The sequence below is a fragment of the Sphingobacterium sp. GW821-FHT03E03 genome (assembly GCF_059420745.1).
In genome coordinates this window covers 1-15,918 of the sequence record NZ_JBWKUH010000033.1, presented here as the reverse complement: position 1 = coordinate 15,918, position 15,918 = coordinate 1, and the positions used below count along the sequence as shown (strand labels likewise).

At 38.0% G+C, this 15,918-nt stretch carries 12 protein-coding genes, 1 tRNA gene and 1 pseudogene; 6 read left to right on the top strand and 8 right to left on the bottom strand.

The genetic code is table 11. From position 1 onward, the window contains the following. Complete coding sequence (gene tamL / locus AC07UV_RS23180) at nt 1-2,352, top strand: translocation and assembly module lipoprotein TamL (protein WP_495185461.1); 2,352 nt, start codon at nt 1-3, stop codon at nt 2,350-2,352. Nucleotides 2,353-2,428: 76 nt separating this feature from the next. On the opposite strand, the gene AC07UV_RS23175 is transcribed toward tamL, so the two are convergent. From AC07UV_RS23175 to AC07UV_RS23155, 5 genes are all read right to left on the bottom strand, one after another. Next, complete coding sequence (locus AC07UV_RS23175; protein WP_282253375.1) at nt 2,429-2,956, bottom strand: hypothetical protein; 528 nt, start codon at nt 2,954-2,956, stop codon at nt 2,429-2,431. A 268-nt stretch (nt 2,957-3,224) separates the two neighbouring features. Further along, nucleotides 3,225-3,902 (bottom strand): hypothetical protein, encoded by a 678-nt coding sequence (locus tag AC07UV_RS23170; protein WP_495185460.1) that lies wholly within the window; start codon nt 3,900-3,902, stop codon nt 3,225-3,227. 302 nt (nt 3,903-4,204) lie between these two features. Next, nucleotides 4,205-4,333: transfer RNA gene (locus AC07UV_RS23165), tRNA-OTHER, on the bottom strand. Nucleotides 4,334-4,463: 130 nt separating this feature from the next. Next, on the bottom strand, nt 4,464-5,981 hold the full coding sequence (locus AC07UV_RS23160; protein WP_495185459.1) for a TROVE domain-containing protein: 1,518 nt from the start codon (nt 5,979-5,981) through the stop codon (nt 4,464-4,466). A gap of 264 nt (nt 5,982-6,245) precedes the next feature. Continuing rightward, nucleotides 6,246-6,713, bottom strand: a complete 468-nt coding sequence (locus AC07UV_RS23155) for a hypothetical protein (protein WP_495185458.1) — start codon at nt 6,711-6,713, stop codon at nt 6,246-6,248. A 215-nt stretch (nt 6,714-6,928) separates the two neighbouring features. Between AC07UV_RS23155 and AC07UV_RS23150 the strand changes: the two genes are divergently transcribed. Further along, complete coding sequence (locus tag AC07UV_RS23150; RefSeq protein ID WP_495185457.1) at nt 6,929-10,039, top strand: DUF6493 family protein; 3,111 nt, start codon at nt 6,929-6,931, stop codon at nt 10,037-10,039. A 4-nt stretch (nt 10,040-10,043) separates the two neighbouring features. Further along, nucleotides 10,044-11,378 carry an SWIM zinc finger family protein gene (locus AC07UV_RS23145; RefSeq protein WP_495185456.1) on the top strand — a complete coding sequence of 445 codons (1,335 nt, stop codon included), beginning with the start codon at nt 10,044-10,046 and terminating at the stop codon, nt 11,376-11,378. A 291-nt stretch (nt 11,379-11,669) separates the two neighbouring features. On the opposite strand, the gene AC07UV_RS23140 is transcribed toward AC07UV_RS23145, so the two are convergent. From AC07UV_RS23140 to AC07UV_RS23130, 3 genes are all read right to left on the bottom strand, one after another. Continuing rightward, nucleotides 11,670-12,149 (bottom strand): hypothetical protein, encoded by a 480-nt coding sequence (locus AC07UV_RS23140; protein WP_495185455.1) that lies wholly within the window; start codon nt 12,147-12,149, stop codon nt 11,670-11,672. 9 nt (nt 12,150-12,158) lie between these two features. Then, nucleotides 12,159-13,115 (bottom strand): hypothetical protein, encoded by a 957-nt coding sequence (locus AC07UV_RS23135; RefSeq protein WP_495185454.1) that lies wholly within the window; start codon nt 13,113-13,115, stop codon nt 12,159-12,161. Between the two features lie 99 nt (nt 13,116-13,214). Next, complete coding sequence (locus AC07UV_RS23130; RefSeq protein WP_495185453.1) at nt 13,215-14,000, bottom strand: lipase family alpha/beta hydrolase; 786 nt, start codon at nt 13,998-14,000, stop codon at nt 13,215-13,217. Between the two features lie 354 nt (nt 14,001-14,354). Between AC07UV_RS23130 and AC07UV_RS23125 the strand changes: the two genes are divergently transcribed. From AC07UV_RS23125 to AC07UV_RS23115, 3 genes and pseudogenes are all read left to right on the top strand, one after another. Continuing rightward, a complete protein-coding gene (locus AC07UV_RS23125) occupies nt 14,355-14,714 on the top strand; it encodes a DUF1016 N-terminal domain-containing protein (protein WP_495185485.1) in 360 nt (119 codons plus the stop codon). A gap of 15 nt (nt 14,715-14,729) precedes the next feature. Beyond that, nucleotides 14,730-15,257 (top strand): annotated as a pseudogene (locus AC07UV_RS23120) (PDDEXK nuclease domain-containing protein). A gap of 374 nt (nt 15,258-15,631) precedes the next feature. After that, on the top strand, nt 15,632-15,892 hold the full coding sequence (locus AC07UV_RS23115; protein WP_495185452.1) for a hypothetical protein: 261 nt from the start codon (nt 15,632-15,634) through the stop codon (nt 15,890-15,892). Nucleotides 15,893-15,918: the final 26 nt, after the last annotated feature.

The following is a 15,918-nucleotide window of genomic DNA, read 5'->3' as shown; positions in this document are numbered from 1 at the left end:
ATGATTAAGTACCCTCGTTTTATCGGATTTGCAAGTATAATGCTTTTGACGCTATTTTTTGCATCTTGCCGATCTTCAAAATATATAGATGACGACCAAGCCTTGGTTACAAAAATACAGATTTCCGGCATTTCACCAGCATTGAAAGAGTCTTCCGAAACCTATATCTCCAATCAGATAAAACCTAATTCGAGGGTCAATCTATTTATTTACAATACCTTCAATACAAAAAAAGGACGCTATAAGACCAAGAAAATTCGAAATGTTGGCGAACCACCCCATTTGCTTGACTCAGCAATGGTCGACCTTTCCGCCAACCAGATCAGACGTTTTTTGTTTACCAAGGGATATTTTAACGCCAAAGTCAGTCCCGAGATTACGGTTAACAAAAAAAGAGCGCATATCAATTTTAACGTTGATGAAGGAAATGCATATCAAATTAGGAACATCGAACGTAAATTTGAAGATGGGGATGTTAAATGGTTATTTGATCGGGATATCCTGCCAAAAACTAAAGTTAAACCCAGTACGCAATATGATGCCGCCAAATTGCTGGAAGAACGGGAAAAGTTATATGTTGTTATGCGCAACAATGGGTATTATGACTACTTGAGGCAATATATGCGTGTCGGTATTGACTCGACATTGAGTGGAAACTTGATCGATTTAAAAATAAATGTAGAAAATCCCAGTGATTCAACGATACATAAAAAGTATCAAATTGATAGTGTATATATGACTATTAGGAATTATGGGGCAATGTCAAAGAAACCACCTCGCCGTATAACTGATTCTGCAAAACGACTTCTTTTTATAGATGAAACAAATAGCTTTCGTTGGAAACCTTTGGAAAGGTATATGTACCTACGATCGGGGAATTATTATTCGTTGTCCGAAGAAAATAAGTCTTATGATCGGCTTTACGAGATGAACGGCTTTCGGTCTGTGAAAGTACAGTTTGTAAAAAAAGATTCCAATAAACTCGATGTTCACTATGATTTCGTCCCGCGACCACGAATGGGTAACCAGATCGAAGGAGAGTATACTTTTAGTTCGGGGATGAGTGGTTTTAATATTGGAAATACATTTTCACAGCGTAATATTTTTGGTGGTTCTGAGCAATTGGAGGTAAAGCTGCGGTATGGTGTGCTATTTGATCCTCGTTTGGCAGGAGGGCTTTCCAGTAAGATATTCAACAATGATTTTCAGGCAGGTGTCAATTTAGTGATCCCAAGACTCATGGTGCCTTTCCATATTAATCCGGGCGGTAAATTTGGTTTACCAAAAACAACATATTCGATGACTCTTCAGTTGTTTGATCAGGACCGTACTTATTCCAACCGTTATTTTATTACTTCGCTGAATTACTCCTGGTATGAAACAGAGAATAAATATCATAGTTTTACCCCGATAGTATTGGAATATCGGGATGGGAGGTTAGATTCAAATTTTCGAAAAAATCTCGAACAGGAGGGGTATCAATTGTATGTACGTAGTAATGACCGTCAATATTTCGGATTGGGAACGCAATACACCTTTATTCTGAACGGAAAAAAGCTGACGAGCAAGGAAGATTTTCAATATTTCCGTGGAACAGTAGATGTCAGCGGTAATGTGTTGGATTTGATCAGTAGTATTGCTAAACTACCGGCAAATGCCGATGGTGAGAAAAAAATCTTTGGAGTACCGTTCTTGCAGTATGCGAAAACCGAATTTGATTATCGTTTGTACCGTAACCTTGGCGGAAATAGACAATTTGTCTTCCGCTTTAATCCGGGGATCGCAATTCCGTATGGTAACAATTCGAAGTTGCTGATATTTGAAAAGAGTTTTTATAGTGGTGGGATGAATGGCATACGGGCTTGGCAAGCACGAACCCTAGGGCCTGGCGCATACAATAGGCAAAATTTGAGCGAAGATCTTCGTCTGAATCTAAGGAATTTAGATCAGTTGGGAGAGATTAAATTGGAGGCTAATGCTGAGTATAGATTTCGCATCTTAAATAATTTTTTGGGGGCCAAGATGAACGGAGCAACGTTCGTTGATATGGGGAATGTCTGGCGGCTAAAAAAAGATGACGATTTAAATCCTGGCGGCGAATTTAAATTCAACAAGTTTTTGGGACAGGTAGCCATTGGTACCGGTTTTGGGCTACGCTTTGATTCAGATTACTTTGTGATCCGTTTGGATGCAGGCTTAAAGGTAAAAGACCCACAGTTTTCAGGAAGCAATCAATGGGTCATCAAGAATTTCTTTGATTCAAAAGAATTTAAGGAGCAATATTATCAGACCCATAAACCGGACCGTTATAATTTTATACAGTACAATTTTGGGATCGGTATGCCGTTCTAGTAAACAATAATTTTTATAAGCAGCTCAGTAAGTGGCTTAGATTACGACTTTGATGTACTGATATTGAATGCTAGCCCTAGCCTAAGAGATTCTTTAGACTGGAGAAAATTGACTCAAAGATCTTGCTTAAATCTAATCCTTGTGAGTGATTGAATATAAAGAAAACGATTGCCAGTGCAATGGCTGTCATGATTACTTTTTTAAACATGTAGGCGATACCTAATACAATAGCAGGGATGATCAAAAACATCAATCCACTGATGGCAAAGGGAGAAAGCCCATTATCAGTCTTATAAATGTAAAACAGGCGACCTTTAGATTTCTCTTGGTTTTTGTGATTAAAAAATACAAAGGTAGACGATTCGATTTTTTGATTTGGAACAGCTACACCATCGTGAAATTGGAGCGCCTGAGAGAAACCGTTAATGGTAAACATGTAGTTTCCATTGATAGTCTCATTGGTATTGCCTATTGAATCCAAAGCGATAACCGCAAGTTTTCCGTTTTTGGAAAGATTCTCTTTTATGACAAAATCTTGGATATTTTGCTGCTGAGCACTTGCCCAGAAAGGTATCAGTAATAGAAAAAATATAACCTTCTTCATCTTATTATTTACATTTTAATTTTAACCCCACTGTAGCAACAGTTTTGACTGATTTCCTTATGCTCAGATCTACAGAAGAGATAAGTTAATGTTAGACTTATCGAAACTGATCTTGTCAAAATGAGAATGCAATTTTAGGAATTTTAATCTTCTTTTGGAAATTTTAAATTATTTGGGGCTGATTCTAATCGAAAACTTTCTTTTTTGTTCTCAAATCTTATGGCTAATTTTTTCCGTTCAGCGAAGCTCGGATTCTCCAGCTTATCTTTTAAGTTTCTTCGAGAGATTGCTCCTCTTCATTCTGTCCCCAAATCAAGATATTTGCAATATTATTTACCTTAAATTCTGCCGCTAGGTTGTCTAATTTTTCGGAGAAAGAATGCAGTTGACTTAGCAGTGTGATGAAAGCATTTTTTGTGTTTTGATAATCAAGTTCGATTTTATTTTTTGAAAAATATGGAAAGAAAGGTTCGTATTTATCGTCGCAGAAAATGGTAATCCTTTCTTGATTTTTGGTGATTAGGGGTGAAGGGTGGCACTCCAATAACGAAAAATCTTCGAAATTTTCATTTAATATTTTTTTCCATTGTTGGATTTCTTCCATTAGACCACAGCATTGTGGATACAATTCAATCTGTCCATTAATGGAAATTGCGTACCCGCCAAATAGTGAGCAAGAGTCTTTTATGGGCATGTCTCCAATATGTAGTTTGATTATTGTTCTTAAATCTTCGATCTTAATGTCAAAAAGTCTATATTGATAAATTCCTGTTGTGATTGGACGGGGGATATCAATATAGTTTTTCCTTAATTCATTTTCTTGATATAGATCCCATTCTTTCGTATTCGTAAAGGAAGTTCCCCCAGGCACTCTATTGCTTTGGGCTCCCTTTATGGTAGGAAGTTCAATCAGTGGTATAAAATCTATTTTGTCCGTTAACTTCATTTGTATTGAATCTCATATATCCCAGTCTTTTGGGAGGACTTGCCATCAAAAGTACAATGTAAGAGAATACATTGTACTTGACAAATTTCTAGTTTAAAAAAACAGAAGCAAAAAGCAACAATAGTGGGGGCTAGTCATTGCCGGATTCGAACCGGATAATCTTGTTGATTTTACAACTTCATTATTCCTCCCCTTCATGGTGACGAAGTAACTATCGTTTACGGCATTCTGTTTAGAATCAGAAAGGCAACTGATGAAAAGAGTTTTTTCCGACGTTTTCGATATGATCTATCTAGAACTGATCGGAAGCAGGATTTGAACCTGCCATTGGACCGAAGTAACTCTTTTCTACGGCACTTATCCAATTTTATCATGAAGCAAGGTAACTAACGAAAAGAGACTGTTTTTCCTGCTCTACCAACTGAGCTACTCTATATACCTATAGAGACAGGACTCGAACCTGTGACACGGGTAACTCAAATGCGAAGTAACTCTCTTCTACGACACTTGCTTATTTTATTCCTTTTATTAATCCCGCAGCCAAATTACTGCGGGATGATCTTATATTTCAACTTGATGGATCTGTTCGACAGCGGATAGGGCATTGTCCAAGCCAGAAAGTATATCAAACACTTTATCCGACCAGCCTGCTAATAAGTAAACATCATTTTGTTTAACATCTATAGGCTGTTTTCCGTATCCCGCCAGATCGAATAGATAGAGTTTCGCCTTTGGAGCTAACCTTTTGTAATTATTCCATGATTTCTCCAAAGAATTACCATTATAATTACTATCCCATAATTGACAGTCAGTAAATATCATGACTTTATCCACGATCTTTTTTCTACGGATTAGATCGTCCACGACCAGGTATCCATTTGTCGAATAGCCCACTTCACCTTCTCGTTTGTAATATTCCATTACATTCGTCAGCACCCGATGTTTAGGCATATTGATTATCTTGTATGTATCACCGAATATCCCTGTTGTTACATCTTTACACTGTGACTGCAATAGCATCGCTAACATTAGGCCTACATCATACAGTAAAACCGTGCTTTTTGCCGAAATAGGCTTTTGCATAGATCCTGAAACATCACAGGCAATCACAACCGAAGTCTCAAAACCGAAGCCTTTTATATTTCTGGCACTGCATAATGTAGCGTCTTCCAATGCTGTCAATACAGTTGACGTTAAACCCGATTTTAGCACTTTCAACTCTCTATAAGCTGAAAGAAACCTGAACGGAAATTGCCTAGAGTTTAGTACTGCTTGCTCATTCGAGAGATAATTGCAGACCATCAAGACATGTTGCGCTGATAGGTTAGCCTCCAGTATATTACGGAGATTTCTGAGCAAAGCCATATAACCCATTTTTTTACTTTCGATCAACTCTTCCCATTTTCTGGCGAAAGCATCAGATCTGGCCAGGGCGTTATTAAAATTTTCCTGACCCAATTTAGAAAGTTCCGTTTCCCAAGTATATGCGGTCGAAAGATTATCCGCTGCGATTCGGTCAAAAATAGCCTGCTGTTGATCGTTCTTAGGACTAGGGTGTACAAGAAAAAGCGCATCTTTTAACTTAATTTCGGCTTCCCTGTTATATTTTGCAAACTGGTATTCATCAAATCTGTTAAAAGAGGCTACAAGACCTCTTTGGATTTGCTTGGAAAGTCTACTTAACTTTTTCGCTCCATTTCTGTTATTTGCAATCTGGTAATAGGCCAGAAGTTCAGTTATCTCGTCAGCACGCAATACTACCCGGCTCACTGCTTTACTAACGATCGACTCGCCAGAGGCTTTCTTCGCTAATTCGACAGCTAGTACTATCGGGATGGACCTTAAGTTCATCACTGTACGTGCGTAGATAGCCAGTTTGGCAACAAATGTCGATTCGCATGTTATGACCAGTTCCTTGATTCGATTTAATCTATTGTTGCCGCTTTCATAAAATGAATCATTCAATCCAGTTGTGACTACCGTAGTATACAATTCCAGTTCTGGTGTCATGAGGTAAGCCTTTGCTTTTTCATGATTCGTAACCAGCTGTTTTTTAGTGTTAAGGAAGTTGAATTTCATAATCATTGCATTATCGTTAAACATTTGTGCCAGACTATTCTGAACTGACATTACAAAATTGCAAGCTGACCTACGCGTTATATGTGCGCAATAAGAGGTTAATGTGTGATTAATATTTATTTATCTGATTATTAGATTTTTATTTTTTTTATTTCGAAAATAAAATGGCTTTGGATAAATTAGTACGCAGATTTATTGCGTAGTTATCTTGTGGGGTAGCGGTAATTGATATAACAACTTTAGATAATTACTTGTTTTGTGGGTTCAATATGCCATTAGAAAAAAATATGGTGGATATATAATACTTTGTAAGCTAGGGTAACCTTCTCTGAATATGCAAAAGGATAAATCACTTCCATTTTTTCTGACTGTTGTTTCCTTTCCATTGTTATATTTTACGACAATATTGCCGGAAAAATCCTGTTTTATAGCTGTTTTAAGTCCGCTTTTATCTGTTTTTGTATATCCGTCCCAATGACTTTTGCTGTATTTGACGCTATTACTCCACTTATCCGAAACTGTTAATTCGCCCCAGCTGTCCGTTTTTATTTTAATGGAGTTTTTATCTAAGCCATCTGAAATGGCCAATTGTGTGATGTACTTTCTTATATTTTCGGGAAGCGTATCCGTTAATTGCTTAGAATAATTTTTATCGGGTGAAAGACCAGCTTTTACTGTCATTGTTGCAGAGAAGAACAATACAAAACTAAATAGGGGATATATGCGTATCATATGGCTGTGATTTAAGTTTAATATACGATTTTTTGATTAAAAAATAAAAGGGAGATTTGCACCGCTTAAGTTCAGTAGATAAACGTGAAGCCTTTTTAAAGGATGTATTTTCTTCGTTCTTATTGTCCCTTAAGTACAAATGAAAGGTTATTGTTGTGTTTAAATTTCCTATATTTAAGCATCAGAGAAAAGAATTTATAATACGTTAAGAAAAAATGTTTAAGCATTTAAAATACATAGACGGTACATCAGATAAATTTTGGGAAATACAAACAGCTGGTGCAATACATACGGTTACCTATGGTCGAAATGGAACGGCGGGACAAAGTAAAAGTAAAACCTTCGATTCGGAGGAAGCCTGTCTAAAGGATGCTGAAAAACTAATTGCTGAGAAGACAAAAAAAGGTTATTCTGAAGATGGTACTGTTGATTCAGATAGTAAGGACAAGGGATCAGCTGTTCGACAGCCAACGGCTGCCAGCCAGCGAAAAGAAGAGGCGGTAGCAGCACTGAAGTTGCTTATCAAAGAGGCAAGGATGGAAGATATCATCCCTTTTCTGGAGGAATATTCCAGTGGCAACCTCGAAATTTTAAAAAAAGAAATTCGTGCAGCCAAGCGATATTGGGTCGATTACAGTGATCTCTCCAAAGATCCTGAATTTAAAAATAAGGCACAGTACAATTGGGGGACACGGGGTACGAAGGAGCAGCAGCGTACGGTAAAATTACTAGCTCTCGCCACATTTTCTGGCTCGGATGCCGGTAATTGGGATATTTTTCATGAACTTTTGAACCAGGCCCGGAGTAAGGAGGTGATACAGATCCTTACCTATGCCAAGCCCAATTGGCTGGGCGAATATTTATTACAGTTAGTTCGTAAAAATGAGTGGCAGCAGATTAATTACGACAATCTCCGTTTTTTGGAGCAAATGGGACATGTTGATTTTGAACCGGAGCTTTATGCAAGTTCAATTTCTGGTTTTAATAATTATGAATCAAAAAGGTTTTTTGAGCTTCTGACAACAGATGAATTGACGGTCCAACGGGATATCCCGTTGGTATTTGCTTATGAAACGGGCATTCACAGCACGTATTGGAATTATAATTATCAGAACACGGTCAATGAACTGTTATGGGATAAGGTATTTGATACGTTGTTGGAAAACGGAAAAATTGATCCGGAACTCATCATTACTGGAGCGCTCGAAGCTCAAACCAAAAATTGGAATAATAATCTAAAAAGCTATTTCAGAAAGCTTATTGAACGGATGAAGCTTTCCGAGAATACAGTGATTGAACATCAGCAACTGTTCTTTCCCTTATTGCATGCTGAACATAGCGCTGTGATCAATTTTGTGGTCGATTATCTAAAACCATTCTTCTCGCATAGTGATTTCCAGTTACAGGAATTTTTAGATTGGGCCGAACCTATCTTTATGCGGACTGATATTAAGTCGAGTCTTAAAACTCTTTTGATTCAATTTGATAAGCTATTGAAGCAAAAACCGGAATGGCGGGAACGATTTGTTTCGCTAACGTCGGATATCTTTATGATCTCGGATTTGCAGTTACAGGAAAGGGCGGCGAAGTTTATCTTAAAAAATCAGATAGAGCTTTCAGAAGAACTTTCTGGTAAGCTTCAGTTATATAAAACCCAAATGATGGGTACAGTGGCTGTTGACCTGAAGCGTCTTTTGCAAGAAGATGGATATTCTGAAGATGAAATCCTAGCAGAGCTGAATGGTCAATCTTCAGAGCAATATATTTATCAGCCGACAGAAGCTCGTTGCCTGAACGAAGCTTATGAATACCCACAGACCTGGAACGAGTTATTTTTCAAGGTGGGGGAGGTAATCGGAGGCTCTGACCCGATTCAGGTGGAGATCCTAATGAATGCATGGGTGCAACAAACGGCTGTGTTTCCAGCAGACTATCAGATACAGCTGGAACCTTACATTAAACAACTGACAGGAGCCTATCGTGAATCTTCCTGGTACAATCATTTCTCAGGGACCTTCATTAATATGTATTATAAACCCACTGTCGTATATAAAGATAAGGATCGGTATCACAATTACTCCAAATGGGTCAGTCTGATGGGTAGCCAATTGGAACTATTGCAACGTTATCGGATTGATGGTATCCGCCTGCCGCTTTTGAGTTTACCGACACATAAGCCATTTTGGATCGCACCGAGCGTTCTCGTTAAGCGTATTTTGGCTTATGAGGAGGTAGGAGTGAAGATCAATTTATTGGATTTGTCCATAGCCCTGAGCCGTACTGTCCGTGAAGATCTGGAAGGAATTGAAGCCCTGATAAAACAAATAAAGGAACAGCAGGTACAGGATGTGATCAGCTATGCCCTGGGTCTGGATCCGATGAGGGTTCAGCAGCAATCCTGGCTTAAAAATTTATTGTCTTCCAAAGATTCCGATCAGGTCAATTGGATTGGTGTATGGGCTACCGTGGCTCGCACGCATCATCGGGATAGCCATTTTGAAGAATTTACCAAAGAGCCTTTAGCGGACATTCCTTTTGCTGGACAGCCATTCCGTCCGGTATTGAAAATAGAACCAACCTATTATAACGGTTATAACTACACAACTAGAAAATCGGAACAGGTATATAACGGTGATAAGCTGACCTATCATTTCCCGTCTTACAAACAGGGGGCTGAGGCCTTTTTGTATCACAAAGATATTTTCAACCGTGGGAATGATACTCTACTGTCTTATTATTTGTATAGGGCTGATGTCCCCTACATGCATAGTTTGATGCCACAGAATACGGAAAGTCTTTCCCAATTTTTAACGATGGGGCTGAATAGTAGGAGTGATATTGGCGGAAAATCTTCAGCAGCTTACCTACAGGAGATGCTGTACGACTTTTTCCGTTTTGATCAGCAGTCCAATCTATACCTGGCAACTTCACTCTTTAATAAAGAGAAGGAGGTGCGTGCGATGGCTGTTGAAGTCATTCTGGCTGCAGTTAATGAAAATAGGTTGGACACCACTGTATTAGGTGAACAATTGGGAATGCTGCTGAGCAATGGTTACGGCCCGATCGGTCGTTGTGTTGAAGTACTGGAACAATGCCGCGATATATCTTCGAAGCATAACAATGCTTTATTGCAGCTATTGGATGCGGCTTTTGCGCATTACAACATTGCTGAAAAAATGCCGACCAATTTTAAGAAAATCATCGAATATTATTACGATTTGATGAACAAGGAGCAACATCATTTTCCAGATGATCTTCAACAGGTTTTTGAGAAACTGGAAATTTATAAGAGTTTACAACCTATTTTGAAAAAAATAAGAAAATAACAATATGGCGGAGCAAGATTTAGCGATCAGCTATGCAAGAAATTCACAACTGACCCAACAATCGGGCATACAGCAATTGGTATTGGCACATCAGTCGGAATTGGCAGAAGTCGCCAATGTACCTTGTTTCTTTTGGGGGAGTTTGACGGATCCTTTATTGACATCCAAATGTTTGTTGACCTTGTCGAAAGTAGTACGGTCGAGTTTCGGGCCCGTGCCTCCGAGTTTACGGGATCCTATCGTTTCAGCTGGGACCAATCAGATTCGTTTTGAGGGCTTTTCTTCCTGCAATGGTGTCTATGCGCGTCTGGATTTATTGGAGGATGCCATTGATGGCGAGTTTATTACGAGTGGTACAACCAATGTGGATTTTAATGAACCGATGCTCAATGCGTTAAATGCTGTCAAGAAAAGCGAAAAGATGGTGTTGGGAGTAGGAAGCAATGAGGTTGCCATTAGTACTGATAAGGCCAAAGTGACTGAAAAGAAAGTAACTTTGCCACCGCGCTGGATCAAAGGGCTGACTTCGGTCCAATTATATTTGGCGGGTATGGAGCTACAGTTTGAATTAAATAAAATTCAGCTTATCCAGTTATTTCAGGGCATACCGAAAGGGAATGTGAAAGGGGAATTCTATTTGACGAAAAGAGCTAACCGATTTGTGTTTTCTCCCATAAGTACGGGAGATGCAGTACGTATCGGTGGGATACAACGATTACGTTTATTGGAGGGATTGCTCGGTTATGCAGATAAATTACTTATTTACCAAGAAAAGGGTGGGGAGAGTGTGGCATTTGTAACAGATTTTGGTAAAATGAGATTGACTCTTGCATTGTCACCAGATAGTTATAGAGGGTTTTCGGGTGAGGGGAATGTATTGGAAAATATGATTAAAGCGGTTCCCGATGAATGGATACATGCTGTCAATGGGTTGCTCAAATCAAACGAATTATTTGACCCGACGATGCTTTCCATTGAGCATGATGTGGATTTTGACACGATGGACACTTTATCTGCTTCATTGTCATCCATTGGTTTGCTAGGCTATGATCTGCATAGTCATCAGCATTATTACCGCAGGCTGCCTTTTAAAATGGAGCGTATCCTGGCATTAAATCCACGATTAAAAAATGCCAAAAAACTTGTTGCGACAGCCGGGGTGCAATTTGTCAAGAATACAGCAGATTATATTGAAGCTCGAGTCGATGGGTCAGGTGTACAACATACAGTGGTCATACAGGGCGATAGGTATCAATGTACCTGCAATTGGTTTACTAATCATCAGGGTAAAAGAGGATTGTGTAAACATATACTTGCGGTCAAGATGTTGAATGGATAGCTAGTTTTGTTACTTTGTACTGTGCTTCCTGTGAAGTATGAAGTAACAGACTGTAGTCATCAAATATTTCAAAAAAGAGGTAAAAAATATAGCAGAGCTGATTGGTATTCCAAAAATGCTGAGGAAGAGCTTTTGTTTGCGATGTTCTATTTTGAATTAGAAAGGGAACGGATGAAAAGAATTGCTTTGTCATAAAGCCTTGTTGGATGTTAACAATGATTTAGTCTAAAATTTCTTCGTATGTCAGGGTATTCTTACTTTCCGATACAGTAATTGTTATAAATGTAGGAGTTATGCCTTTGCCGTTGGGGCGGTACATCGAATAGGTAAAAAATAGTCATCATGATGATAATTGGCGCGTAGTGTATCCCCTTCATACCTGTCTACAGCTGTTGAATGTACCTGTATTCTTTCATCTTCTTTATCGCTCCAAGTTCTCTGACGGATAAAAGACTGTTTATCTTTTTCTGAAATAGTGAGTCTAAAATTATGTGTATAGTCTCTAAAGCCGCCACTTTGGTTGGAGATAATTTTAAAATCATCGTTCAGAATGATATGATGTTCACGCAGTAATTTTCTCGCATCAGATTTGGAGAATAACAGGTCACCAAACAGAAGATATAGTGTGAGTAAAAGGAAGGAAAAAGCGAACGCGATCGAAGTGATGATGCCTAGTCTTTTACGTTTGGATTTTTTCAGGATCCAGTATATAAAATAGATGAATAGGGCTGGGATGCAAAACCAGATCAGAAAAATAATGAAGTACAGCATATACATTTATTAATCGTTGTACTGAATTTTCGTGATATCAACACGCTTGACTTTTTTATCTCCTGTCTGTAATATGGACTGCCTATTACTTTCAATGAAATTAGGTATACCCGGATCATACCAATATTCAAGGTGTTTTTTGTCAACAATATTGAATGTTGACGTTTGGGCTATTTCACCCATTTCTTTGTCGGTTATACCTAATTGTGGGAGTAAAGACATCAGGTATTTTTTTGCATCCTTCGGGTTAATAGATGCTGTCTGAGAAATAATACAATACCTATTGTCCGGATCCAAAGCATTAACATGAACCCGTACATCTGCCTGTAATGCTGGGCCTCCAAAAAGGTTGGCTATTTTATCTTCGTAACGAAGTGTATCTGTGACGGGGTACTGAAACCCGAATGGACTGTGAAATAATATAATATCTTTTGCAACCATTTGTTCAACCAATTCTTTCGAACTAAATATTTTATTAAGAGTCAGCTGCATTTTTTCAGATTGTTCTGCTGACATTTTTCCCGATTTTTCCATATATTCAGAAATAGTCCTGTAAATGCTGAGTGTTCTATTTTTAATTTCCTCGAGGTTTTCGAGTTCCACAAACTGCCCAATTTCGTTTGTTCTATAAGTGGCTTCCATAATCATATCCTTTGCGATACTTTTTATCAAATTGGAAGTAGAATCAGCAGAATTTGCGAACTGCGACAAATCTATGTCATAGGCCCATTTAATTCTGTAACCAATGTCGGATGAATCCAACACTGTAAAGCTGGCCTGGAAAGAAGTGGAATCATTTTTTATTAGATTGTCCTCCTGCCATTGTTGCTTTATCTTTGTAATGGTAAAATTATGGGAATCTCCGGCAGCCCAATAGGCGATAAAGGGAATACTATCAGTCTTCGTTTGCCCCATTACTTTTTGAGCGAATAAGAACAGAAATAACAGGAAATAACTTATTTTCATAATCATTATGTTTGGCCGGATTTTAAATAGGATTCTAATACGCTAATTTATGTTTTTTTGAATGTCAATACAATCTTTTTTAGATATGGCCACCTTAAATTATAGTCCCAACTTACTTAATCCGCTAGCAATGTTTAGATAGGTTTGTGGTATATGTACATTCCCAATATTTTTACGCGTGATATCAGTGATCCCAGCATGCGAAATACCTTGCGAATTGTGTATGTGTTCAAAATTAGCACCCCAGATCGCATTTTGTAAAGGGATCATTCCATCGTTTTCACCAGCCCGTCGTGTTAGATATTTAAAACTTAACGCATATAATAAATCGTCCTGCGGCTTTTTCATTGTTGAAGCAAAACTTTGGTAAAATACGTTGTCCATGTCTGGGTTGAGTCTGTTGAAAGCAAGCATTTTCTTTTCGCTGAGATCACGGATCAATTCAACTGGAGAAGGGGATTGGCCACCGAATAAGAATGAAATATGCTGGATCAGCTTTTTGGTGACAGAATCGTCCGAAAGGTGTTTCTCCATTAAATAATCTGCTATTGGTGTTCCTAAATGGGGAGTAGATAAGGTGGTTAAAGAAGCAACCATCTTATCACCAGCTAGTGTTGAAATAAAATAACGAGCATCTATCCCGCCTTTCGAATGAGCTATCAGATTAAATTTATCGGTGCCTGTTTTTTCTGCAAGATCAGTCAGATTTCTCTTTAGCATCCGCGCATTATTTTCCACAGTGCCCCAACCATCCGTCTTCCCATAATAAAACGAGATGTTGTTCTCTCTAAAAGTCTTTGGAATTCTTCCCCAAAATAAACTGTTATCGCTAGCAGCTGTGCCATGAATAAGAATGATGGGGTATTTTAATTTGAAATCTGCCATTTGAAAATAGAGGAAAATCCTACTAAAGCTATGATTTAAAGTTTAATATTTATAACACCAATTAAAATGATATTAATATCAAAAAAACGAAGACTTAAACTATTGAGTGCTTAAGTCATTACATCAAAGGGAGAAATAGAAGAAAATGTTGTTTTTTTTAAATGTAAAATGCTAAATAAATTAGTGTTTTAAGTCTTTGTTTAACTATCTTTGTATTATTAATTTATGGGGCTGGTGCCAATTAAATAAACAATTATGTTATCAGATCAAACTTAATATCGGACATAAAAACAATTATTGCTCAGTCCAAAGACAATGCTATTCGTGCTGTCGATCATCAGCGTACATTGATGTATTGGCATATCGGCAAACGTATTTTCGAACAGGAGCAGGAAGGTAAGGGCTGACTATGGAAAATATCTAACTAGATATATCTCCAAAGAATTGGAGCCTGAATATGGTAGTGGTTTCTCAAGAAGACAAGTTGAGTTGTTTAGACAGTTCTATCGCATTTTTCCAATTGCGAACGTACTGCGTTCGCAATTGAACTGGACACAATACCGCTTATTGATGCGGCTTGACTCCGAAGAGCAAAGAGAGTTTTATATCGCCGAAACCATTAAAATAACTGGACATCGATACAGCTGGAACGACAGGTCTTTAGTAATGTATATGAACGCCTATTACTTAGTAACGATAAAGAAAGTGTATTAGCTTTTGCAAGAAAAGATGCCTTCCGATGCCAAAGAGATTATCAAAGATCCGATGGTACTGGAGTTTTTAGGTCTGAAGCGAGAGAGCGCCTATCATGAAAAAGATTTTGAAGGTGCTATTATCACCCATCTGCAAGAGTTTTTGTTGGAATTAGGGAATGGTTTTTCCTTTATTGCCCGCCAAAAACGTATACATATTGAAGGCGATGAGTTCTTTGTTGATTTAGTTTTTTACAACCGTCTATTGCAAAGCTTTGTGATCATTGAAATCAAGACACATAAATTAACGCATCAGGACATAGGTCAATTGCAAATGTATGTCAATTACTAGGACCGTATTGAAAAGCTCCCACATGAGCGCCCTACAATTGGTATTTTACTTTGTGCGAGTAAAAATGATGCAGTCGTGAAATTTACACTTTCCGAGGAACAAAAACAGATCGTTGCCAGTCAATACGAGCTTTATCTGCCCACCGAACGGCAGTTGTTGGATGAAGTTAATAAAGAACTGGATAGCTTCGTAAGCAAAAGTGGAGTTGAGTAAATCAATGAGATTTTATACGATCTTACGGCATCTTCAAAAGGTGGCCTTTGACGTTTTTCCACTATGACATCCCGACGATGGAGGCAATATTTTTATTTATTTTGTCATGCGGGGTAATTTAATCGCGTTTTCAATTGTCGTTAGGGCTTCCATATTTCTGAAAGTAATAAGCGCTATTATTTGCAACCGAAGAAAAGAGAAGTAACCAGGAAAAATATGCCGAATTGCTAGACGTTCGGCTAAATATTGATTGAAATTTTGACTGTATTTTTTGTGTTTTTCCTGTAAGATTTCGATCCTCGCTGGTTTTTTCAATTTTATTTTTCAAACATAGAATATTTTGTACATTTGTATCGAATAAAATCGAAATAGAAATGGCAGAAACTGTACAACCAAGAGCTCCAAAGACAACTGATAATAATGCGAATCAAACTCATTACTACAAAACATTGGTAGTAGCTATCGCTTTAGGTTTAATAGGCACATTTATCCGTTTTGTACCGGATGTATGCACTGCATTGGGACAACAAACATTCTTGTTCTCCGCGATAGCAAATATCTCATTGATTATAGGTACGCTTATCGCATTTAAAACTGTTTTCGGTATTTTGGGATTTGGAAAAAATCGTGACTAATTAAAAGTCATTTAATGATATTGGAA

Coding starts and splice junctions, on each gene's coding strand:
- tamL (WP_495185461.1), top strand. CDS start 1: ATGATTAAGTACCCTCGTTTTATCGGATTTGCAAGTATAATGCTTTTG.
- AC07UV_RS23175 (WP_282253375.1), bottom strand. CDS start 2,956: ATGAAGAAGGTTATATTTTTTCTATTACTGATACCTTTCTGGGCAAGT.
- AC07UV_RS23170 (WP_495185460.1), bottom strand. CDS start 3,902: ATGAAGTTAACGGACAAAATAGATTTTATACCACTGATTGAACTTCCT.
- AC07UV_RS23160 (WP_495185459.1), bottom strand. CDS start 5,981: ATGAAATTCAACTTCCTTAACACTAAAAAACAGCTGGTTACGAATCAT.
- AC07UV_RS23155 (WP_495185458.1), bottom strand. CDS start 6,713: ATGATACGCATATATCCCCTATTTAGTTTTGTATTGTTCTTCTCTGCA.
- AC07UV_RS23150 (WP_495185457.1), top strand. CDS start 6,929: ATGTTTAAGCATTTAAAATACATAGACGGTACATCAGATAAATTTTGG.
- AC07UV_RS23145 (WP_495185456.1), top strand. CDS start 10,044: ATGGCGGAGCAAGATTTAGCGATCAGCTATGCAAGAAATTCACAACTG.
- AC07UV_RS23140 (WP_495185455.1), bottom strand. CDS start 12,149: ATGCTGTACTTCATTATTTTTCTGATCTGGTTTTGCATCCCAGCCCTA.
- AC07UV_RS23135 (WP_495185454.1), bottom strand. CDS start 13,115: ATGAAAATAAGTTATTTCCTGTTATTTCTGTTCTTATTCGCTCAAAAA.
- AC07UV_RS23130 (WP_495185453.1), bottom strand. CDS start 14,000: ATGGCAGATTTCAAATTAAAATACCCCATCATTCTTATTCATGGCACA.
- AC07UV_RS23115 (WP_495185452.1), top strand. CDS start 15,632: ATGGCAGAAACTGTACAACCAAGAGCTCCAAAGACAACTGATAATAAT.